The organism is Xenorhabdus hominickii (genome assembly GCF_002632725.1).
In the GTDB taxonomy this organism is placed as follows: Bacteria; Pseudomonadota; Gammaproteobacteria; order Enterobacterales; family Enterobacteriaceae; genus Xenorhabdus; species Xenorhabdus hominickii.
The window spans coordinates 66,951-90,072 of the sequence record NZ_NJAI01000007.1; the positions used below are offsets into that span (position 1 = coordinate 66,951).

The 23,122-nt window shown below is 39.3% G+C and carries 17 protein-coding genes; 9 read left to right on the forward strand and 8 right to left on the reverse strand.

Annotated features, from left to right (window positions below; translation table 11 throughout):
• Position 1: 1 nt before the first annotated feature.
• Genes Xhom_RS49535 through Xhom_RS49550 form a run of 4 tightly spaced genes read right to left on the reverse strand, consistent with a single transcriptional unit; the run spans position 2 to position 6,857 of the window.
• Positions 2–1,897: an ABC transporter ATP-binding protein gene (locus tag Xhom_RS49535; protein WP_232326280.1), complete on the reverse strand. Its 1,896-nt coding sequence runs from the start codon at positions 1,895–1,897 to the stop codon at positions 2–4.
• Positions 1,782–3,596: an ABC transporter ATP-binding protein gene (locus tag Xhom_RS49540; protein ID WP_069315709.1), complete on the reverse strand. Its 1,815-nt coding sequence runs from the start codon at positions 3,594–3,596 to the stop codon at positions 1,782–1,784. Before Xhom_RS49540 ends, Xhom_RS49535 begins: the two co-directional genes overlap by 116 nt.
• Positions 3,589–4,854 carry an MFS transporter gene (locus Xhom_RS49545; protein ID WP_069315710.1) on the reverse strand — a complete coding sequence of 422 codons (1,266 nt, stop codon included), beginning with the start codon at positions 4,852–4,854 and terminating at the stop codon, positions 3,589–3,591. The genes Xhom_RS49540 and Xhom_RS49545 overlap by 8 nt, the downstream gene beginning before the upstream one ends.
• Positions 4,851–6,857, reverse strand: coding sequence for a TonB-dependent receptor (locus Xhom_RS49550; RefSeq protein WP_084023025.1), 2,007 nt, complete (start codon positions 6,855–6,857; stop codon positions 4,851–4,853). The genes Xhom_RS49545 and Xhom_RS49550 overlap by 4 nt, the downstream gene beginning before the upstream one ends.
• Positions 6,858–7,151: 294 nt before the next feature.
• Between Xhom_RS49550 and Xhom_RS49555 the strand changes: the two genes are divergently transcribed.
• The gene (locus Xhom_RS49555) at positions 7,152–8,123 is read left to right on the forward strand and encodes a helix-turn-helix transcriptional regulator (RefSeq protein WP_069315712.1); all 972 of its coding nucleotides are present in this window, start codon (positions 7,152–7,154) and stop codon (positions 8,121–8,123) included.
• Positions 8,124–8,264: 141 nt separating this feature from the next.
• On the opposite strand, the gene Xhom_RS49560 is transcribed toward Xhom_RS49555, so the two are convergent.
• On the reverse strand, positions 8,265–9,995 hold the full coding sequence (locus tag Xhom_RS49560; RefSeq protein WP_069315713.1) for an acyl-CoA dehydrogenase family protein: 1,731 nt from the start codon (positions 9,993–9,995) through the stop codon (positions 8,265–8,267).
• A 570-nt stretch (positions 9,996–10,565) separates the two neighbouring features.
• On the opposite strand from Xhom_RS49560, the gene Xhom_RS49565 reads away from it, so the two are divergent.
• The 6 genes from Xhom_RS49565 (at position 10,566) to Xhom_RS49590 (ending at position 16,652) form a co-directional block, all read left to right on the forward strand.
• A complete protein-coding gene (locus Xhom_RS49565) occupies positions 10,566–10,703 on the forward strand; it encodes a hypothetical protein (RefSeq protein ID WP_157104603.1) in 138 nt (45 codons plus the stop codon).
• A gap of 549 nt (positions 10,704–11,252) precedes the next feature.
• Complete coding sequence (locus tag Xhom_RS49570) at positions 11,253–12,176, forward strand: tyrosine-type recombinase/integrase (protein ID WP_232326355.1); 924 nt, start codon at positions 11,253–11,255, stop codon at positions 12,174–12,176.
• A 192-nt stretch (positions 12,177–12,368) separates the two neighbouring features.
• The gene (locus Xhom_RS49575) at positions 12,369–13,235 is read left to right on the forward strand and encodes a DMT family transporter (protein WP_069315715.1); all 867 of its coding nucleotides are present in this window, start codon (positions 12,369–12,371) and stop codon (positions 13,233–13,235) included.
• A gap of 239 nt (positions 13,236–13,474) precedes the next feature.
• Positions 13,475–14,566, forward strand: coding sequence for an amidinotransferase (locus Xhom_RS49580; RefSeq protein ID WP_069315716.1), 1,092 nt, complete (start codon positions 13,475–13,477; stop codon positions 14,564–14,566).
• Positions 14,567–15,008: 442 nt separating this feature from the next.
• Positions 15,009–15,635 carry a fatty acid desaturase family protein gene (locus Xhom_RS49585; protein WP_232326281.1) on the forward strand — a complete coding sequence of 209 codons (627 nt, stop codon included), beginning with the start codon at positions 15,009–15,011 and terminating at the stop codon, positions 15,633–15,635.
• A 150-nt stretch (positions 15,636–15,785) separates the two neighbouring features.
• Positions 15,786–16,652, forward strand: coding sequence for a 2OG-Fe(II)-dependent halogenase WelO5 family protein (locus tag Xhom_RS49590; protein ID WP_232326282.1), 867 nt, complete (start codon positions 15,786–15,788; stop codon positions 16,650–16,652).
• A 97-nt stretch (positions 16,653–16,749) separates the two neighbouring features.
• On the opposite strand, the gene uspE is transcribed toward Xhom_RS49590, so the two are convergent.
• Positions 16,750–17,697 carry a universal stress protein UspE gene (gene uspE / locus Xhom_RS49595; RefSeq protein WP_069315718.1) on the reverse strand — a complete coding sequence of 316 codons (948 nt, stop codon included), beginning with the start codon at positions 17,695–17,697 and terminating at the stop codon, positions 16,750–16,752.
• A 127-nt stretch (positions 17,698–17,824) separates the two neighbouring features.
• Entirely contained in the window at positions 17,825–18,580 is a 756-nt protein-coding gene (locus Xhom_RS49600; RefSeq protein ID WP_069315719.1) for an FNR family transcription factor, read from the reverse strand.
• 260 nt (positions 18,581–18,840) lie between these two features.
• Between Xhom_RS49600 and Xhom_RS49605 the strand changes: the two genes are divergently transcribed.
• Together Xhom_RS49605 and Xhom_RS49610 are read left to right on the forward strand one after the other, a co-directional pair.
• A complete protein-coding gene (locus Xhom_RS49605) occupies positions 18,841–19,725 on the forward strand; it encodes a dimethyl sulfoxide reductase anchor subunit family protein (RefSeq protein ID WP_069315720.1) in 885 nt (294 codons plus the stop codon).
• Between the two features lie 500 nt (positions 19,726–20,225).
• The gene (locus Xhom_RS49610) at positions 20,226–22,184 is read left to right on the forward strand and encodes a pyridoxal phosphate-dependent decarboxylase family protein (RefSeq protein ID WP_069315721.1); all 1,959 of its coding nucleotides are present in this window, start codon (positions 20,226–20,228) and stop codon (positions 22,182–22,184) included.
• Positions 22,185–22,473: 289 nt separating this feature from the next.
• On the opposite strand, the gene Xhom_RS49615 is transcribed toward Xhom_RS49610, so the two are convergent.
• Complete coding sequence (locus Xhom_RS49615) at positions 22,474–23,088, reverse strand: LysE family translocator (RefSeq protein WP_069315722.1); 615 nt, start codon at positions 23,086–23,088, stop codon at positions 22,474–22,476.
• Positions 23,089–23,122: the final 34 nt, after the last annotated feature.

Sequence of the window (23,122 nt, forward strand, 5' to 3'; positions counted from 1 at the left end):
ATCACACCTTGTTCGGGTGAATGTTTCCGGGTAAATGTTTCGGATGTAAGTGCCAATGCTCTTCTGAACCAAGGTGATTTTTCCAGAGAGATTGATAAAGCGGGCAGCGATTCAGTAATTCGTCATGGGTACCGCTATCACACAGGGTTCCATGATCCATTACCAATATTTGATCAGCGCGGGTTATTGTGCTTAACCGATGAGCGATAACGAAAACGGTTTTATTCTGGGTAAGAGAATCAAACGCTTCTTGTATCAATCGCTCATTTTCCGGATCCAGTGAAGCGGTTGCTTCGTCCAGGAATAAAACAGGAGACTGTTTTAGAATAGCGCGAGCAATGGCAAGACGCTGGCGTTCACCACCGGACAATGTACCGCCATCCACACCTAAAAGGGTGTCGTACCCTTGTGGCAAGGCCATAATCGTATCGTGAATATTGGCAAGGTGGGCGGCTTGTTCCAATTCCAACTGAGTTGCATTCGGATTGCCCAAACGGAGATTATTCGCGACAGTATCCTGAAAGAGTGCTGTTTCCTGGAACACCATTGTGACGGTGTCATACAGGGCTTGGGTCTGATAATGATGGATAGGAGCACCACCCAGCCGGATTTCACCTTTACCCAGTTGATAAAAAGAGAGCAATAAATAGGCCAGCGTGGATTTACCGCTGCCACTTGGCCCCACAATGGCGGTCATACTGCCTTGTGGCGCATAAAATGAAACGTTTTGGATAGCTGGTTGGCTAGTGCCTGGGTAGCTAAATGAAACATTGTTAACTTCAATATCGTATTTGGCTGGTGCTGCTAATGGCCCGGAAACTTGCGTTTCAACCGCTTCTATCTCTGCAATATGCATTTCGCCCACTTGTGTCAATGCGGTCACATTGATCAGGGGAATGATCCCGCGTAAAGGGGTAATCGTGGCAAACAGCAGCAAAATCGTGATGAGCATTTCGGAAAGTGTGAGTGCTTCCGGAGAATGGAAACGTAGTGCTCCGGCTAGAATACCAACCACCACACTGGTATCAATGACAATGTAGAACAGACTCAGTAGCGGTATGCTTTTAAATACTCCACGGCGGAATGCAACACGTAATTGCTCAATTTCTTGGTCAAAACGCTGCTCTACCGTTGTGGTCGCCGCTGCTGCGCGGATAAAGGCCATGCCTTGTGCATACTCTACGATCGATTCAGACACGTCAGCCATCATCGCTGCCCGTCGACGCAATATTTCATTTAGCTTTTGACGGATTGCGCCCAGAATGATTAGACCAACCATCAATACCAATAGGGCACTGCCAGCAACAATCCAATCAAACCAGAATAAAGCCAGATAAATGAGCGCCAGCATCGTAATCTGACAGGTAATTTGTGGTGTGGTATAGGCGGATTGATTTTCCTGCCATTGCACATCTTCGGATAATGTCAGTGCTATTTTTCCGGCACTTAGCCCCCGGATTGTTGCGACAGACATACTGACAAGCCGCTGTAGCAAAGAACGACGGATTTCTATACCCAATCCATAAGCAGCAATGGTGAGTTTACGCAGTGCGCGAGACATAAAAGCGAACCGCAGCACCAGTAACAGAATCAATAACGTCAGAGTGATAAACGGCAGCATATTATTGCCACTCTCTTTCAGATGAGTATCCTCCAGATGGGTGATAGCCCAAGCTGCGATGGCAAGTTGAGCAATAATCGCAATGATATCAAGCTGCTTATATAACAACCCACAGAACCAAACCCGTTGCAGTTTCGGGGGCAAATGTTGCTGGAGACGATTAAATAGCCCCATGATAATTTTCTCCTGTTCCGGTAGTTTCTCCCCGCCAAGCGGCCCACTGTTTGGCATATGCGCCTTGCTGTGAAACCAATTCATCATGGGTACCTTGCTCAATAATTTGTCCTTTATCTAAGACCAGTATTTGATCAAGATGACGGATAGTCGGCAGGCGATGGGCAATAACAATCACTGTTTTGGTGTGACATAGTGCATTGAGTGCTTGTTGCATCTCTTTTTCACATTCAGGATCGGCATAAGCTGTGGCTTCATCCAAGACAAGAATTGGCGCATTTTTCAGGATAGCGGAGGCAACGGCGATACGCTGTTTTTCTCCCACAGACAAGCTGATACCGTTGTTAAGCACAGTATCGTAACCTTGTGGTAGCTGTTGAATAAATTGGTGTGCCTGTGCTGCGGTGGCTGCCGCTTCAACCTCGGCTTGGGATGCATCAGGGCGGGCCAGTCGGATATTATTGGCTATCGTATCGTTGAACAGAAATACACGCTGAAAAACAAAAGAAATGTTATTACGCAGGGTGGGTTCATCCATATTACGGATATCAATACCACCAACGGTAATTTTGCCTTGTTTCGGGTCCCAAAGACGAGCAATCAAACTGGCTACAGTCGATTTACCCGAACCACTGGCTCCTACCAGGGCCAGTGAACTTCCGGCAGGTACGGAAAACGAGATGTTATTTAATGCATTATCCTGCCCATTTTGATAGGAGAAGCTGACATTATGCAAGGTAACGCTATGATCGATAGGGGATTGAGCATTAGTCGTTGGACTCTGAGTACATGGTGTTAATTCAGGTTGATTCATTAACCAGTGATAACGTGTGATTAATGCTTCTTGCTGTTGCAAACGTGTCATCACCGCGAACATGGATGAAGCAATATTGCCGAATGCCATAGCGGCCAGAATAAAGAAGGTGAATTCAAATACAGAGATTTCTTGTCGGTTAAATAACCAGACTGCCAATGGAAGTACAAATAATAAGTTAGCGCTCGATAATACAAAAAAACGGCTGGATTTTACCTGCACTTTCTCAACCCAGACATCGATAATACGTGTCAGGGCAGTGAATGCTTCTTCAGCTCGCTGTAGCGCAATATTGCCGCCTGAATAGGTTTTTACCACAGGGATAGCATTGATAACTTCACCCATGGTCGAAGCAATACGATTTTGGGCTGCGTAAAAGTGCTGAGTTGTGGTTTGAACTTTTATCTGAATATAGATGAATAATAAACAAGCGCCCAAAGTTGGGGCGAATGCCGCTAATGCTAACCGCCAATCGATGACCAACATAACACTCAATGCGATCAGCGGGCCAAACAAGGTTGCGGACATCTCTGGAATGATATGGGCAATACCATCTTCAAGCTGTTCGACGTCATCTAACATCATCTTCTTGATTTCGGTGCTGTCAGTCTGCATGAAGAAGCCTAGGGGAACAGACTTCAACTTACTGCTGATGTTACGACGAACATCAGCCTGAACATCGGCGGCAATCAAATGAGAAACAAATGTTGAGCCACTGAAAGTCAACATAGCAGCAAAGGTAAAACCCAATAACGTGACACCGTAACTCAATAACGTGTCATATTGTCCGTCATAGATAGATTGGGTAATTAACCCAGCAACCGCTGCCGGTAGTATTTGTAGACCAGCAGAAACGATGGCAAGCAAAATTGCAATGTAACTCAGCGTGCGGTATGGGCGCATCATACCCCATAATGTCTTAATGACACCGGCATCAGCAGCGCGTTGCTCTGGCGAGTTCTGCGCAGAAGAGTCATAACTAAGCATAGGTGCTTTCCTTTTGGAAATCTCGGCGCTTGCGTAATATCCAGAACAGGCCAGTGAGGGTGAAGAGTGATGCAAGAGCGAAAAGGGAAGCGTAACTTGCTTTGGTCACAATTAGCCCGCCCAGCATTGAACAGATGATCGCTATACTCATATCTGCGGATTGCATCAATGCAAAATCCACACCAGACTGTGTACCTGCTGCCAGAGACATCATCTGGGTATACAAAGCAACAAATTTAGCCGCGGTGATTAACGTGATGAAAATGTATATGGCTGAAAGTAGGGAGAGAGAAGTTTCTGATTGTTGGGCAAGCCAGAAAATCCCCGCTAAGACCACACATTCAAGCAGCATAAGGCCCAATAATGTTTGAATAGCTCCTAGCTTGCGTACAATGATGCCGCCAGACAGGACACCAAATAATCCGGCCAATGCACCACCACTGGCTGCGATAATGCCAAGCTGAGTTAGATCTACTCCGCGATCGATTAAAAATGGGGAGAGCATTCCGAGTGACAGGCGCGTACCTACCATACATAACAGTATTAAAACCAGTGCTTGTTTAACCGGAGCACGGCGTAATGCACTCTTCAGAGAGGGCTTTGCCATATCTTTTGAAATCATAGCCTTTGAAACATCCGGTTCTTGCTTCTCCTGAGTTTTTCGGATGAACAAAATAGGCAGTGACATCAAGAAAATCACAATGGTTAATACACCTGCACCAATGTGCCAGCCATACAGTGAAGTCAGATATAAAAACAGGCCGCTGCCGATAATGGCCCCCAGATAACCGCCCCCGACCTGCATGACATTGCTCCAGGGACGATGTTGTGGTGATAACCGGTCAATAGCATGACCATCTGTGGTGGTATCTACGACGGTCAGGCAAAGTGTTATCAGAAACAAAGCCGTAATAATCAGCGGCATATGTTCAGCGGGGTTTGCCAATGACATAGCACAGAAAAGCAGGGTAATTAGCAGATTGCCACAGAGCATGAGGCGGCGAGGGTGAGTATCCCCCGAACCTGTTTTACGATAGCGCTCTACAATCGGCGCCCAAAGGAACTTGCATGCCCAGGGTAACATCAACAGATAAAGTAACCCTATCTTATCTGGTGTTACACCGTGGCTGCGCAAAAATGCGGGCATGCTTTGTAACGTTAACATGCCAATGGTACTTTGGATGGTGTAAACACCAGCCAAAGTCAGAAGCAGTAACGAGACGTGACGGGAATTTGAAATATTGTGCGTTTGCGTCATAGTGCAACGCTCACGTCCAGCCCAACATTCAAGCCCTTACTTATCATACTGAGCGTACTGGGGCCTTGCTGGAAACTAGAGACTCGGTACTTTTTGTTGCCCAGATTTTCGCCATAAAGTTTGACGTTAACACCATGAGCCATTTCTAAACTTAATGAGGCGTCATAAAGAGTATATGCTCCTTGTTCAAGGGTATTCGCTTCATTAAAGTAGCTTTTTGAATAGTGGCGGGCGCCCGCATTTACATAAAGGTTGCCTGGCAAGATTGTCTGATTAATCAGATAGTCGACACTTGTATTAAGCATGATATCTGGCGCATATGGCAGACGTTTGCCATTGTAACTTACGCCATTTATGGTATCGGTTGCATGAGTGAAGTTTGATTTACCTACACTGCCGCCAAGAGAAAATCTGAGTCCTTGCATTGGTTTGATCTGGCTACTCAGTTCAATCCCTTTACTTTCTGCTTTTCCGGCATTGCGAATGGATTGCATGGCAATAGGCCCAACATAGATCTGCTTATCTCTTGAACGGATATAATAAACTGCGCTGTTTAACGTCATGGCATTGTTAAAGAAAGATGTATGCCAACCGAATTCATAATTATCTGAGGTTTCGGTATCGTAAGATTTTTTATCATTGGCAGAGGAAACAATATTGTTGAACCCGCCGGGTTTATAACCTCTAGTTGCAGAAACATAGAAACGGGTATCAGGCGTGAATTGCCAGCCCAAAGCCGCTTTAGGTGTAAACTCGTTATTGGAAACTTGATTATTAAACGCATCAACCGCCATCGTGCCAGAACGGCCTGTATAGGCTATCTGCGATTTTTCATGCGACAAACGTCCGCCAAGGGTCAGATCCCATTGGGAAGCAACCGGTAATTTAACTTCACCAAACAGCGCCAGTGATTTTGTTTTAATCGTGTTAAGGGAATCACTGTAGTAACCAGGATAAGCACCAACCAGATGTTTACTATTTTCATCTGAGAACCAACCGCCGAGAATACTGGTTATTCCATTTGAATAGTTGGAATTTAAACGCAACTCTTGGGTTGTGGCGTCGTGTTTCTCTTTCCATTTACCCCCGACGAAATTACGGAAGATATCGCGATCCTGATAAGAAGTGACACTGGTCAATGCATTGTCACCGAAATCATATTCAGCTTTCAGTGCATAACTATTGACTCGTCGTTTTAAATCAGGGGTAGCACCATCAAACTTTTTCCGCCGGAATTGTTCGTCAGTTAAATAAAGTTCTTCGTGAGAATTAAGATCTTCATGAGCAAAGCTAAGTTCAGCGCTGAAAGGGGAATCATCTGGTGCAAATGTCAGTTGTCCTTTACCCAACCAGGTTTTGCTGGAATCAATATTTTTATCACCCCGATTTGGGGCATCAATTTGGCCGGGTTCTTTTACCCAGCGTAGGCTAGTACTGCCATAAAGAACACCCTCAATAAGAGGTGTTGATCCACTGAAGGAACCGCCTTGTTTCAATCTGGAATAATTACCAGATAAGTTAAGCCAAGGACCTTCTTTGGGCGAACGGGTAACAATATTGATAACACCCGCTTGGGCGTTTCCACCATATAAGGTGCCTTGAGGGCCTCGTAATAATTCTACACGTTCTACATTGATTAATTCTTGTGTTAGAAATTGGTGGTCCTGAGGAACGCCATCAACATAAATTCGAATGGAAGGTGAATAGTAATCAGGTGAACTGATGCCACGAATTGTGGTTGCCGAATAGGTTCGATTGCCACGAGAGCGGATTTGTAAACCGGGGAAAGCACGTTCAAGATCCTGCACTTGGGTGATGCCCGCCTGCTCAAGTTCTTCGCCAGTTTTAACCAAAACGCTGCCATCAATTTTATTTAATGCTTCTTCTCGTTTGTTAGCCGTCACGATCAAAACATCTTCTTTAGCTTCAGGTGCATGTTCTGCCCAAGCCATAGGTGAAACCAGGCAACATAAGACAGATGCCTTAGCATATTTTCTTTTCATATGAATACTCGTTATGCCTTGTCAAATTATGTTTTACAAAAAACAAGTGTGGTAAAACAAAAAACATCTCTGGGAGACTAACGATAGTAGAAAATCGGGGCTAACGGGATAGGGACAAAAGTAGCGCAATGCGTACTATTGATAATGATTATCATTAATGATAAATTGCGTGATATTTACATTATGTATATATATAAAATAAAAGCATAATGCTCTTAACACACACAACATGCTGTTTTTTTTATGTAAATAGCATTTGAAATGGAATCTGATGCTAATTTTACAGGGGATCTCATGAAGACGATCTATAGCGAGAAATTGGGAGTTTTCACTGCTGGCCATTGCAGTTATATACATTCACAGGTGGAGGAAAATGACATAACTCCCTCGTTGTTAACAGAGGAACTATCTGACGGAATTCACATAAACCGGATTCGTCTTGAGCTAAATAAAGATTTCACTGAATATTGTGAAGGGCCGCCAACAGTATCAATTGCTTTTGTTCTAAGCGGGAAAGGGAAAATGGCGATTGAGAATGGTGATGATTTAGATATTAATCCAGGAACAATGATTTTTTTCTATTCGCCTAAGATGACGCGTGGCATAAATTTCTTTGGCTGTGGAGCATGGCATATTCTTGATATCCGTTTTTCTCTGAACGAAATTGAAGCTCAGGAGTTGCCATCTTTTACCAAACTAACAACTGGTTTTGAAAAAAATGCGAGTTATAGCGATGTCTTGATGATGGCTCGTCCTATCTATCCACCATTTATGCAGATAGTCAATCAAATAGAAGAATGTCAATTAAATGGTAGTGTCAGAAAGGTTTATTTAAAGGCAAAAGCGTTGGAAATACTTGCTTGTGTGACTGCTCAAATTTATGACTGCCAGTATAATGCGATTAACGGCTTGCAGCGTCGTGCGGTTTACAATGCAATAAAGATAATTAACAGCGACTATCATTACCCTTGGACAATAAAATCATTATCAAGAGCAGTTGGTCTGAATGAACGGAAATTAAAAGAGGGATTCCGTGCAGTTGTTTTTCGTACATTTCATCAATATTTGGAAAACGTTCGTATGACTACAGCGGAAGATTTATTGAAGAAAGGGATGAGTGTCATTGAGGTTTCAGCCGCAGTGGGGTATTCCAGCCCAAGCCATTTTTCTAAACGTTTCCGGCAACACTATTTGATCAACCCTAAAGCATGGCAAGCAAAATATGCCGTTAACCATACATTATTGACCGAGCATATTGTTATGTAAAGTCAGCAAATCGTGCTCTACCGCCCGCTTAACAGCGGGCGGTATTACATATGAATATAAATATTTTTACCTAATCGACCTGGCTACAAAATAACGATATCGTTATTTTTCTTGTATAACAAATGATTAATTTTTTAATGGTTAATTATGGCTTCTTGCATACCATGATATATAGTCATTACTTGATATTGGTGTTTCAATTCCAAATTTATCCACTTCAAAACTGGAAATATAATCATTAATTTTTTCTGCGTACTCACGTATATATTCTGTTCGTCTTTCATCTGTTTTTTTAGATCTCTGCAAATCAATAACTTCATTTTGTAACAGTTTGCTCATGTTGCGGTGAACCCAATCAAGGAGATAACCTTCGATGATCATATCAATATCATCCATGTGATATGTGTCTATGATTGTTGTCACTAAAGATAAAACAGCATATGTTTGACTTAATTCAATAAAATCGGTGTCATGCTTATTGATGAAATCAAAATTTATTTTTTCTCCATTGATTATCAGTTTATTTAATTTATTTAATATAGAATTCATGTAATCATTTAAAATAAAAAACAAATCATGCTGAACATTTTCTTTACGGATGGTTACTCCATTAATAAAAATAATCTCTCCAGCTTTCAGGGAAAGTACGATATTATCACCTTCGGCGGTAATTGCACCAAAATTAGCTATTAAATAATGGGGGATTTTGTTGTTCATAAATAACCCATGAGCGCCACAACGCTCTCGGCAATTAAGTAATATTTCTTGTGTACGCCATGTGCATAAGGATTTTGCAGTAATAATTTCAATAAGTAGCTCATCTGGAAAGTTAAAATTTTTAACTGATCCTGATAGCATTACTGAAACTTTTTTCGTTAACTCTCTTAAATACAACGCATGTGTGACTGTACTCAGGGTATCCCAGGCAAGGCCTTGGCTAAAATGAAAATAATTTATCACTGGCATAGCACCAGAGTAGCCGAAAGTTTGTCGATGATGACCATATGTACTGGTGATATGGAGAGCCGATTTGGCCGCTGTAATCGAACTAACAGCCATACATAATTTCCCAGTATGTATGCGGTTTGTAACTAATGAAAACCGTTCTTTTAATTTTTTAGTATGTAATGATACCTGACCATTTTTGGTCAATGTTATCATATTGCCAGCAAGGAGCCCTTCAAAAGGAATTTCAATATTATCAAATGAAGTTATTGCGTTATCAAGATAAAATCCCGGCTTATCACCAAGCGAAGTAATTTTAACACCAGTAATTAATTGACCATTTACTGACAGAGGGACGACAAATGGAAAAATACCATATTTTTTCCCTGATACATTGAGCTGAGCTAAAATCACAGCTATTTTAGGTAACTCACATGGTATGGTATTAGGCATAAATTTATATGCACCAGAATTGGGAGAGTTAAGGATGAATACACCTTTTTCTGGTAAATAACTAGCCTGTGTTTCTATTGCTATCAGATTATTACCGTAAGCTAATTCTGTCGCCAAATATACGCCAATAGCACGACCTGAACAAAGCTCTTGGTATAAATTTTCTATATATGGAGTTTGATCGCCTAAATTGGCAATCGTCCCTATGGCTAGATTAAAATGAATTGACATCATAGAAACGACTGCGCCATCATGCGGAGCCACTAGCTCATGAAGCGTAACAAGATCATTAAATGATGTCACATTAATATTATTATTATGAATATAATTAAGTAACTCCGTGAATTTTTTTACTGACGATTGGTAATCATTACAGGTCACTTTAAGTATATTGACAATATTATCCGGCAGATTGGAAGTACCTATACTCAAATAGTGTTTTAATTTTAATGCTGAGTCACATAATAATTTCATCTTATTAATGCCTTATTTATTAATAATAAAATATATGTACGGTTCAATTTTGTTTTTGACATAGAACAGTGTTAAGAGCATTGATGATAAGTTATCTTTAGAGTTTCATGAACGCTAATTAATTCCATGTAAAAGACTTTTTATTAATAACAAAATTTTTCGTATATCAGTGCAACTATATTTTATATTGAGAATAAAAATTAAGGCAGGTTAATGAGCGAGGATACACTGCTATCGATTATGGTGTCCCTGTCTGTACTTTCCCGGCAACAAGCTGCGTTCAACTATTTCCAAATACGGACTCTACATTTCCTGAGTCTCTATCACCGTTTTTTGAAAATAGAGACTTCTATTTATTAGGCATTAATTTCCGGGTGGACCCCGTTGTATGGCTGAATATTCATCAACATAGTAAAAGAAGCGCTACTGACTGAATAATAGAAAAGTTACAGTTTTGGGAGCATTCAAAGGTTCGTGAGGTATTGAGTCGTTAACATTAATGTTTCACAATTTTGATTAACAACTCCCACTGAGCGTATGTATCGACTAGTTCATTTTGCAGGTAAATGTATGTTGATAATTGATGGTGAGGACACGTTTACTTCCATGCTGAAAACTTTATTTATTTCTATGGGGGAGAGCGCACAGCTCATCAAAGTGCAGGGCGAAATTAATTTTTATCCTTATGACTTAGTGGTAGCTGGGTAATCCGCTGGATGAAATATGGTCACCTGCGAATGAATGAAAAACTTATTATCGAGCAAGGATTTTGTTGAGATGTCGTTGTGTCATGTTTGGGAAAATCACGGGAGATAGTGGTCATACTGTGAATATTGGGTTGTCAGGAAAAATAGCATTCTTTGCAGACTGCCGTGGATACATATTCGTCAATTAAAAATAATTAATTAAAACAATATCTTAACTAAGTTGCTCCAGTCAAAAACATTCTACTTATTAAAATATACATTTGAAAAAGTAGCTTTTTTTAAATAAAATGGTGTGAGTAAAGTTCCCCAATTTTTACAGCGCGTAACCATTAAGACGCTGTAGAACTGTACTAAAAATAGGCATTCAGGGGATAGTAGATGGAAATGTTGATTCCGTTTATCCCTTATTTTTTGGGATGTGGTTTTGGCGAATTGAAGACATTGATGTCAGGAGGTAACTTTGAACCACCAGAATAAAAATAACCACGAAAATGATGATGATGATAAAAAATCACTTATTGTACTGACTGGCTCTCAACAAGATCAGAGGATGGTGACGTCTTTATCCATTCCGGGAAAACAGATCTATGACAATCCTGCGATTGCTTATCTTGTCAGTCTCGGTTCCAAACGCAGTCGTCAGACTATGAAATCATTTTTAAATATCGTGGCAAAAATGCTTGGATATCAAAATGTGCAGGACTGTACTTGGAGCGCATTGCGTCGTCATCATGTTCAAGCCATTATGGAAATGCTTTCAGATTCGGGTAAAGCCCCTGCAACGATCAATACTTATCTTTCTGCTTTGAAGGGGGTTGCGTTAGAAGCATGGTCAATGAAACAGCTCGATACCGACAATTTTCAACATATAAAACAAGTGCGTTCTGTCCGAGGAAATAGATTGCCAAAAGGAAGGGCACTTGAACGTTATGAAATCAAAAACCTGTTCTTTACCTGTGAAAATGATATCAGTACAAAAGGATTGCGTGATGCAGCCATTATTGGTGTGCTTGTAGGATGTGGGCTGCGTCGATCAGAAATTGTTTCTTTAGATATGAAAAATATTATTCGTCGCGAACAAGCACTGAGAGTTATGGGGAAAGGTAATAAAGAACGTTTATCCTATATGCCGGAAGGTACATGGGAACGTTTAAACCGTTGGGTAGATGAAGTACGCGGTGATCATCCCGGGCCACTTTTTACCCGAATTCGTCGCCATGATGATGTAACTGATAATCGTCTGTCAGATCAAGCGATTTACCATATTCTTGAGATACGCAGAATAGAGAGTGGATTGGAAAAATTTGCCCCTCATGATCTACGCAGAACATTTGCATCTGTCATGTTGGATAATGGTGAAGATATAGTGACCGTCAAAGACGCAATGGGGCATTCAAGTATCACTACAACTCAAAAATATGATAGGCGTGGAGATGAACGCTTACGAAATGCCGCTAGAAATCTGGATTTTTGATGAAGACTAATTCCTATTTTTCAACCACACTTCACATTCTTTTTTTAAAATAGTAAACGTTATTTCGAAAAACGCTATTTGCCTCTGTATGATTATCCAGCAGAGGCATGGTACTATTTTGTACATAAGATTCTTGTTGGCGTTGTTCAATTTGATATTTTTCATGTAGTTAAAATTACAGGTGTGCTTGTTATGACCTCAAAAACACTTTGGAATACTTACGGTTCAACTTCTCTTTTCGTTTTATTATGGAGTAGTGGAGCTGTCTTTTCTCGATGGGGACTGGATCATAGTTCTTCCTTCGCGATTTTAACTGTACGTTTTGCCATTGCTTTTCTATTCTTATTACTTCTCTGCTTATTTAGAAAGCGTTATTTTCCCATGCAAGGAACGACCAAGAAAGTTGCGGGTGTTGGCTTATTGATCATTGCTGGGTATTCTATTTTTTATTTTCTTGCATTGGAGAATGGAATTACTCCCGGCATTTTGGCAACAGTAATGGGAATTCAACCCATTATTACACTTTGGGTGATGGAACGACATTTCTCGTTTCGTCGTTTGATGGGCTTACTATTATCTTTGACTGGTCTGATACTCGTTGTGTTTCAAGGGTTAGTCATGACTCAATTTTCTTTTGCAGGAACTTTTTTTTCTTTAGCTGCACTGGCTTGTATGAGTATTGGTGCTATCTTTCAGAAACAGATCCAACAACCTCCCTCCGATGTTCTACCTTTACAATATGGCGTAAGTTTACTGGTATGTTTGTTATTTGTTCCTTTCAAACCATTTCATATTGAACCTGTTATCGGTTTTATTATTCCCGTACTGTGGCTTGGTTTAGTCATCTCAGTAGTTGCTCAATTATTACTTTATCGTCTTATCAGAACAGGCAATCTTGTTAATGTTACCAGTTTGTTTTATCTTGTTCCGGCTGTAACAGCAATAATGGATTATTTATTTTTAGGTAATGCATTATCTATTTTAAGTATGATTGGAATGGTTGCAATAATACTAGGTTTAGTTCTGATTTTTCGTGAGAAAGGAACAAAAAACCGTTAATAATATTAAGTTAATTCAAATAATTATAATTATTATAATTTATTTTTATATTATGTGTTGTATTTAAAATAATAATGCCATTAAAAATAACTATAGTTGCTAAATTTTAAAATCCGATTAACCTAAACAGGAGGCCATAATCGGATTTTTTATTATACAACGGTAGAACCTATCCCATTAGATCCTTAACTAAATTCATTCTTTATAATATAAGGACATAAATAACGAAAGGAGATAATATGAAAAATTTACCTCATTCGAAATTATTTAAATCACCTGTCAATGCATTTACTGAATGGGACCCGCTTGAAGAAGTGATTGTTGGTATTGTTGATGGTGCCAGATTTCCTTCATGGCACATGGCATTAGAGCCTGTCCTGCCAGAACAACAAATTGTCAATTTTCAACGAAATGCAGGCCGTACTTTTCCCAAAGAACGTATTGAGGCAGCTTCTCGAGAATTGGAAGAATTTGTTCATATTCTTGAAAGTGAAGGAGTTAAAGTCCGTCGTCCTGACGCACAAGATCAATCACTAGTATTTGGGGCCCCAGGATGGACAAGTACAGGATTATATTGTGCCATGCCTAGAGATGTACTTTTGGTTATTGGTGATAACATTATTGAATGTCCATTGGCATGGCGATCTCGTTATTTTGAAACAGCCGCTTATAAGTCTTTATTGAAAGAATATTTCAGAGCAGGTGCTAAATGGAATGCTGCACCGAAACCTCAACTGACTGATGAACAATATAATTTTAATTGGGGAAAAGAGAGTAATGAACAGCAGAAAGTCGCTCTTGCTGTTACAGAATTCGAACCCACTTTTGATGCGGCTGATTTTTATCGTTGTGGCCGAGATATTATTGCTCAAAAAAGTCATGTAACAAATGATTTTGGGATTGAATGGTTAAAACGACATATTGGTGATGAATATCGAATACATGTATTTGAATTTGATGATCCAAACCCCATGCACATTGATGCGACGTTTGTTCCTATTTCACCTGGAAAACTGCTAATTAATCCTAAAAAAGTATCAAAAATTCCTGATTTATTTAAAGGGTGGGATGTATTACATGCGCCAGCACCGATTATTCCGGACAATCACCCTTTATATATGACCAGTAAATGGATCAATATGAATATCCTGATGTTGGATGAAAATAGGGTAATTGTTGAAAAACAAGATGAACCCATGATAGCAGCAATGAAACGTTGGGGATTTACGCCTATTCCATGTAATTTCAGAAATTTCAATAGCTTTGGTGGATCTTTTCATTGTGCAACATTAGATGTGAGACGTTGTGGTAGTTTACAGTCTTATTTCTAATTATTCATCAATAAATTTTAAAATCATCGGTAGTGAGTATCTGAAAAATTCAGGTAATTTTATTTTGTGATGAGATCATTCATTTATTTTATAGAATTATTGAGTTTGATACTCAATAGGTTTCAAATTGCAGCGCGGAAAAAAAAGCGGTAATTAGAAAGATGAAGAGCACAGAGATATTCTCTACCGGAAATATTAGCAGTGAGGTAAATATGAAAATCTGGAGATATTCAACTAAAGATTCCATCATGTTTATACTAAGCTTATTAAATATTATTGTCAGTATAACACTGGCATTATCTTGGAGTAATTTATCTATTTCAGCTTGGTCAGTTAATGTTACCATTCTGTCATTCATGACAACTTATAATATTATCGTTATTTCACATTTTTTACTCATACCCCGTGGTTTATATCACCAACTATGAATAGTTTCGTTTCCATGTTGAACTCCATCAACATAGGACAATCCCTTCAAGCTTATAACTTTACTCATGTCAGGAATCACCATAAATATCATAATGATAATGGAAATCCTATCAACGATAGGTCATCAACTTTTTTAGGTGGTAAAGGCGGTGAACACAACACATTGTGGAATTATGCTGTTCTTGGAGGTTTCAGCACCTTGTACAGTATAATTCCACACATATTATGGGCGTTATTTTTATGGGCAAAACCATTTAGTGGGCGTGACCATCATTTTGAAAAATTGGTTTCAAAAAATGAAATCAATAAAAAGAAAGAATTTGCTCAATTGCGTTTGGATAGGATTACAATGTTTATTGGTCTAGTAATTTTATTCAGTATATCTTGGCAATGGACATTACTTTGTTATTTACCTTCACTCTTATTCGCTTTTATTTTAGTGAATTTACAAAATTATTATGAGCATCATGGGGCTAATCCGGAAAGTAAATTCACCAATTCAGTCAGTCATTATGGGAAACTATATAATTTATTGACTTTTAATGATGGATATCATCAGGAACATCATATTTCAGGTGGTACGCATTGGAGCCTTCTACCTAAATTACGTGAAAGATACATTGACAAATTTAAAGAGTAGGAAAGAATTATCAGCCCAGTGCCAGCAATTTTAGGTTTTTTACACAGAAAAAGAAGCTTGCTGCATAAAAAGCAAGAAACAAAGACACGGTAATCCTCGTAAATAGGTGAAGATAAATAACATATTACTTAAAAAAATAAAGGAATAGCCATGATGCCTAAAAAATTATCACTAACAGGAATAAAACTGACAGCATCAGAATTTGTTATACATGAGACTGAAGGTCATATAGCAATAGATACAGTTGATGCTCTTTTAAATGGTCATCTAGCTGCATGTCGAATCCGTAACTTTTTATCATGGGAACAACGAAAGAAAATCATTGATAACTTTTGGCGATCTTCAGCCAGAAAACCTCGCTATGGTGAAGGAATAGATGGGGTAGAGGGGTATTTTCTTGGTGCTTCTCACATAGAGAAAACGACTTTTGAGTATCTAAAAGAAGCTGAGTATTTTCACTCTGCAATTGATGAATTATTTCAAGGAGCAATTAATCCTCTGGAGCGGTTTGTGGATCAACTAAATGAGTCACGGTCAGAGAACTTATTGCATATTCGGCCAGCTACATATCAAGGAATTCCTGCTGGTAATGCTAAAGCGGTTTACTGGAATAATTCCGGAGAATTTCTTCTCTTACCTCATGATGATTTAGCTCAACTTAGCGACCCATTACAAAGTGGTTTTGAAATTCAATGTGTCCAGCGTGTGATGGCTGTGAATTTTTACGCAGAAGTTCCACAAGGTGGTGGACAATTAAAAGTATGGAATATAGATCCAGATGTTGCTTCTCGTTCAGCTTTTGGGCTAACACATAGTGGTTTTCCTTATCCAGCAGAGTTACTCGAAGAACATGAAAGTATGGTTATCGATATAACTCCAGGGGATTTAATCCTGCTCAATGGCAATTTGGTACATGCTGTTTTAACGGGAAATGCCAACCAGTTGCAGGAAAAACGGTTGCTTATTACGTGCTTTATGGGTATCCACAAAGATGGTGACCTTATTTGGTGGACATAGATTTTGGAACAATATTATTTAGCGTATATTATAAAATTGCCCGAAATAAGCATGATTTTGATTTCGGGCAATCATTTTCTGGCGATAATTGTTCAATTTATGGCTCTTCATCCACACTAATAGGACAAACAAATCCATCTGGTTTAATGGCAAGCAAATCACATTTTAATTTATCAATAACATGCTCAGCAGTATTACCAAGAAACGCAGCGGATAGCCCCGTTCGGCCTAGAATGCCTAAAACAACGACTCCTGCATTTAATTCATCGCATACTTCCGGAATGACTTTTTCCGGTATACCTTCATGAACATGGGTGTACTGCTCACTAATCGAAAATTTTTGCCGCAATTCCTTCATAGAAACAAGATGTTGACCACGCAATGCTTGGTTATACACATTCGGATCAAAATCAGGTAGCTCTGTGGCAATATTTAAAGGTGCAACCGGATAAGCACTAACAAGATGAATCAGTGGTTCTTTTACAATTCGATTGGCAAGATCTTGTGTTTCTCGCACTAATTTAAGATTTAGTTCATTATGATAAGATTCTTCATTGGATAAATTGACTGCAACAACCGCAGAGCCACTTTCTGGCCATACTTGATCTTTTACCATCCAGACAGGACAGGGACTTTTACGTAGCAATTGCCAATCAAGTGGAGTGAAAATGATGGATCCCAGTCGAGAATGCTGATGTGCCATTTTCAATAATAAGTCATGATTTTCAGTGATGATTTCTTGAATAATGGCTTCGTAAGCGCGATTGTGCCAAACAACTTTGATCTCAATATCAATCCCTGACTCAAGATAGTAATAGGCTTGCTGCTTTATCCAAGCGGCTCGTTGCCCAATAACACCTTTGCACATGGCATTTCTTTCTTCGGGAGAAAGAAGGCTGGTCATTTCATATGAAATATCATAGATAGGTAGAAAGGCTTTAATTCGACCACCATTACGCTGCACGATATAAACTGCACGTCTTAATGCGGGCTGATCATCCTGATTGGGGTCAATTGCAACTAAGATATTTTGGTAGTTTGCCATATTGAGTTCCTCGCAGAGGCTGAATGCCCCCTTCATACAGAAGATAAACCAATATAACCAACTATAACAGGGTAAAAAAATGCCAGATCAGGAAAATATAGTGATCTGGCTTAAAATTTAGATGACATCAGGATGCGGTAGCGGGAGCTTTACCAGCCAATTCCGTCAATTTAGCCATATCTTCGACCGCGATATATTTGCCTTTGACCGCCAAAATGCCATTCTTCTGGAAACGGCCAAGTAAGCGACTAATTGTCTCAACAGTCAAACCAAGATAATTGCCAATGTCGCCACGTGTCATGGTCAAACGGAATTCACGAGGTGAGAAGCCTCGTTGCGCAAAGCGGCGGGACAAGTTGTAGACAAAGGCGGCCAGCCTTTCTTCCGCATTCTTTTTGGAGAGCAACAGGATCATCTCTTGGTCACCTTTGATTTCGCCACTCATCAAGCGCATCATTTGCTGACGCAGATTAGGCATTTTTCCAGAGAGATCATCCAGAGTTTCAAACGGAATTTCACATACCATCGATGTTTCGAGAGCTTGGGCAAAACTTGGGTGTTCGGTGTTAATAATGGCATCGAACCCAACTAAATCACCCGCAAGGTGGAATCCTGTAATTTGTTCATCGCCTTCTTCAGTAATTGTATAACTTTTGATTGTCCCAGAACGGATGGCATAGAGTGATTTCAATGCATCACCCGCCTTAAACAACGTTTGCCCTTTCTGGATAGGCTTCTTGCGCTCGATGATATTATCTAGCTGATCAAGTTCGTGTTCATTTAAGGTGAAAGGAATGCAGAGCTGGCTAATGCTACAATCCTGACAGTGGATTGCGCAACCACCAGATTGAATCCGACGAATAATACGTTTTTCCGGGATCATAGGGAATGCTCATTAGAAGTGATTGATATGAGAGCTAATTTAACATATTTAGGTAGCTCTGATAAGAGGTAGATACTCCTATTAATCACGGCATAACTATCGAAAAAAAGTAAATTTTTTTTTGGATTAACATTGAACTTGCGTAAAATTTTGCCCATTCAATATAATATCTCAATCAAACTAAAATTGAATCAATAAGATATGGATGTAATACGCGTCGATGATGTTTTTTGATTACAGAGAAATGGAATAGAATTGACATGAGTGAATGGCTGTTGATTGCATTTACAATGGCAGTACAAGGCTCCATTGGGCTTGTGCTGATGAGTGCACTTTATATTTACTGGTTTAAGCATAAATTAAACACATGGCACAATTCGATGACTATCATTGTGCAAAGAACCTTATTAGTCAGCAATGTGTTGGCAGGGATCAAGTTAGTGGCCTCCCTAAACATTTTAGAGTACCCGTTGAATGTTTATCACTCATTCCGTCATGTTATGCCGGAATGGGTAAACACAGAAACAACTTTTGCTGCCATCTATTTTGGTCTGCTGGTTTTATATACGATTTTTATCGTAATCATAAAACAAGTACATGCTTATATCCTTCTGGGGATAGGTATCATTGGTTTAATCAGCCTTCATTATATGGCGATTATTTACGTTAACAGTGAGATGGTCACTTGGACAAACATTAATACTTATTTTCTGTTCTACAGTGCGGTGTTTACATTGGGGCCTGCGTTGGCACTGTCATTTATTGGTTGTCCGTTAAGAAAACACATTCAAGGACCATTGCCTATCAAATTGGTGATGACAGCACTGTTGGTTGTGTTTATCAGTATAACAGTGCGCTTGATTGAACACCCAGCCTATATGGGGTGGTTAGCGGAAGCCATAACAGTGAATGATAATGCTATTTTTCCACACCAAGTTGAACTTAATATCAAAAGTGCCTTTGGACTGAGGATGGTTTCATGGTGCTTATATATCATTGCAATGACAGTTTGGACGTATGCTTTATGGAAGGAGAAATATAGCTTATCATTGCATAATAATTATTCTATTTTACTTGGTGCAATTTTTATGTTTATCGCTGAGTTAGCTAATCAATATACATTTTTTGCTATGTGCAATATATAACATACTCTTTATTTTTCAATTTACAGCTTTGTTGGTTGTATTCACTTACTCCAATCGCATAACTTATCTATGTTTTGTTCTGCATAACAGAATTTGTGAAAAAATCACGCTTTCTGTTATGTGTGAACGCCATCATTAGAGCCTAATGGTATGGCTTGTATAGTTCATATATAAATCTTTACTCCATAACACCTTAAGACATTCTTCGCATTTCTTTGTAGTAGCGCACAAATTTAAAGTTAATTATTAACTTATTATTAATATTCATAGAATAATGTCTTATATCTACAAAAATAGATTAACCTGGCACAGGTAGTAGAGTGATTTTTGTGCATTACCTAAAAATCAAACAATATACTTTCAAACAGTTATTGTGGGCTTTTTATCAGCATCACAAGGAATCCTTCATTCATATAGAAAATAAAAAAATTTATTAATAAATTTATAAAATTTAACTTTACTATAAAACACAAAAAATCAGTTAAAAGGTTGCGCAAATTATGACCAAGCCATTTCATCCAAATTTAAATATAGATGCGTTGTTTTTGGGCCCAAAATCAGAAAATGCGGTTTTTTTTAGAGAGATGATGGACTATGCAGTTAGCGAACACATACATTGGCGCTCAGGTTTTCATCCCGAAGATTCGGCCTTGGTCACATCTGTTGACCGTTATGAACACAATTACAGAGAAACACTTTACCAGACAGAAGGGATCTTAAATCAGTTATCAGCAAAACTGAAAAACACGTCAATCCCTTTCTTTTCTCCCCGTTATCTTGGCCATATTAGCAGTGATACGTTGATGGTTTCTAACCTTGCTTATGTTATGGCCATGATGTACAACCCAAACAACTGTAGCTATGAATCCTCTCCTACAACAACAGAGCTGGAACTTGAATCCGGGTTAGATCTCTGCCGCATGTTTGGTTATGATCCTCAGCAATCTTGGGGACACATCACTTCTGGCGGTACTGTAGCTAACTATGAAGGATTATGGGTTGCCAGAAATGTAAAAACGTTACCTTTTGCAATTTCCCAACATCCAAAAGCAAAAGATCTGCTCAATCATAAATCTCCTCAGCAATTGAGAAACATGTCAACGGCTGAAACTCTAGATTTAATCAGTGAACTGCAACAGCGTGGAATTTTCGAGGAAGTCCGCGATATGACGTGTCGTGGCATTGGAGTAAAACCAGAAATATTGGGCAAACTACTGGTTCCACAATCCAAGCATTACTCTTGGATGAAAGCAGCAGATATTTTTGGTATCGGTCAGGAAAACATTATTTCATTGCCTGTTAATGAAAACTATCAAACTGACATTGTTCAAATGAGGAAGATAGTTTTTGATTTAATTGAAAAAGGCGAGTCAATTTTGGCAATGATTGCTGTGGTAGGAACAACGGAGGTTGGGGCGATAGATCAAATTGATAAAGTCATCGCATTGAGGCAGGAATGTGAGGAGCTTTATGGTGAATCATTCTATATCCATGTTGATGCAGCTTATGCAGGATACGCTTGTTCTATGCTCCTGAATGAACAAGGAGAGTTTGTAGAATATGATGATCTGGTTAATCATCATCGTACGATAGGAATTATGCCTGAAGGCATTAGCTGGCCGAAACCGGAGGTTTACCAAAGTTTCAAGGCATTGAAAGAAGTTGATTCGATTACAGTTGACCCGCATAAGGTTGGATTTATTCAATACGCGGCTGGTGCCATCTGTATGAAAGACAAACGTATTCTCGACCTGATTTCTTCCCGGGCGGCTTATGTCTTTGAAGAGAAAAACGATAATACGAATCCCTCAGCTATCAATAGAGGAATTCTAGGTTCATCTATCATGGAAGGCTCAAAAGCAGGAGCGACAGCAGCGGCTCTCTGGGCTGCCCATCGATTATTACCTTTGAATATCAATGGATATGGAAAAATCATCGCTGCCGGTATTGTCACCGCTCACCGTCTATTGGATAAGCTCGCGAATTTAGCGCCAATAGAAGTAGGTATGCATCGGTTTGAAGTGCATATTATGCCATTCCCTGATTTTCATATGATTAACTTCACATTCAAAGAAGTTGGCAACGAGAGTTTGACCCGCCACAATGCCCTCAATAAACGCCTTTATGAACTTTGTTCATATTATACAGGGCGTGCTTATGCCAACGATTTTCTTACATCATCCACCATACTGGATTACAAAGAGTATGGTGATACACCGCAGCATTATGCAGAAAAATGTGGTTTTAGCCGCAGTGAATGGGAGAAAACCCGCCGCATTTATGTATTACGAGCTGCGGTAATGACTAGTTGTTTGCGTAATGAAGAACATTTCGAAGAGTTTTGGCAGAAACTTCAAGCTATCTTTGTTAGTAAACTGAATCAGTTGGTTGATGAAGAAGAGAAAAAAGTACGACGGACAACCAGTATAGATAAACCGTTTATTGCTGTCCGGTCATGATAATTTGAATATGACGTCGCTGACATTTTCATTAACCTAAATAACTACCAGCAAAAAGAGCCTGAAAAGCTTTTCAGGCTCTTTTCATTACCTCGAATATTTCAATATTATTTATTTTATACCTACCCAAACAGTCCAAAAATCTTTTTCAACAATAAAATCCGACAGCGTTCCCAGCTTCTGAATCAGATCGTACCATTCTTATTGGGCTTCACGGCCAACATAAGCATATTTGTTTTCTTTGGCATTAAAGTTGATTGGCATAATCAATGTCCTTACGGTTGCTTTCTCAATTGGCGATAGGGATCACGCCCAAAGAAACACCGAATCCCATCAGAATGACACCAATGACTCGATTAAGTATGGTTTGTTTTTCTAACATGGCAGCTCTAAGTTTATAGTGAGAAAAGAAAACAGCAACGCTTATAAACCAGATAAGGTGCATGAGAGACATAAAAATCCCATAACTCATTTGCAAGCCGATACTGGTGGATGGTGAAACAATCTGAGTAAAGGTACTGACAACAAAAAGTGTCGATTTAGGATTCAATACATTTGTCAGAAAACCCGTTCTAAACGCCGTAATTGCAGCCTGTTTTGTTGAGTTAATATCAACATCAATTTCTGTTTTTGATGTGATCGTCTTATAACCTATGTAGATAAGATAAATAGCTCCCGCAACTTTTATGGCGAGTAATATATTGGGTGAATGCGCAATTAAAATACCAATACCAAGGATGGTATAAGCAACATGAACCAATATACCTGATGCTATCCCAATGGCTGCTAATATGCCGGCTCGTCGGCCGTAAAGATAACTGTTGCGGGTGATCATTGCAAAGTCAGCCCCCGGGCTGATAACTGCAAGAATAGTAATAACGGCTACAGCAATTAACTCTGTCATTATGTCCTCTGAATAGCACTTGTCATATTTTGAT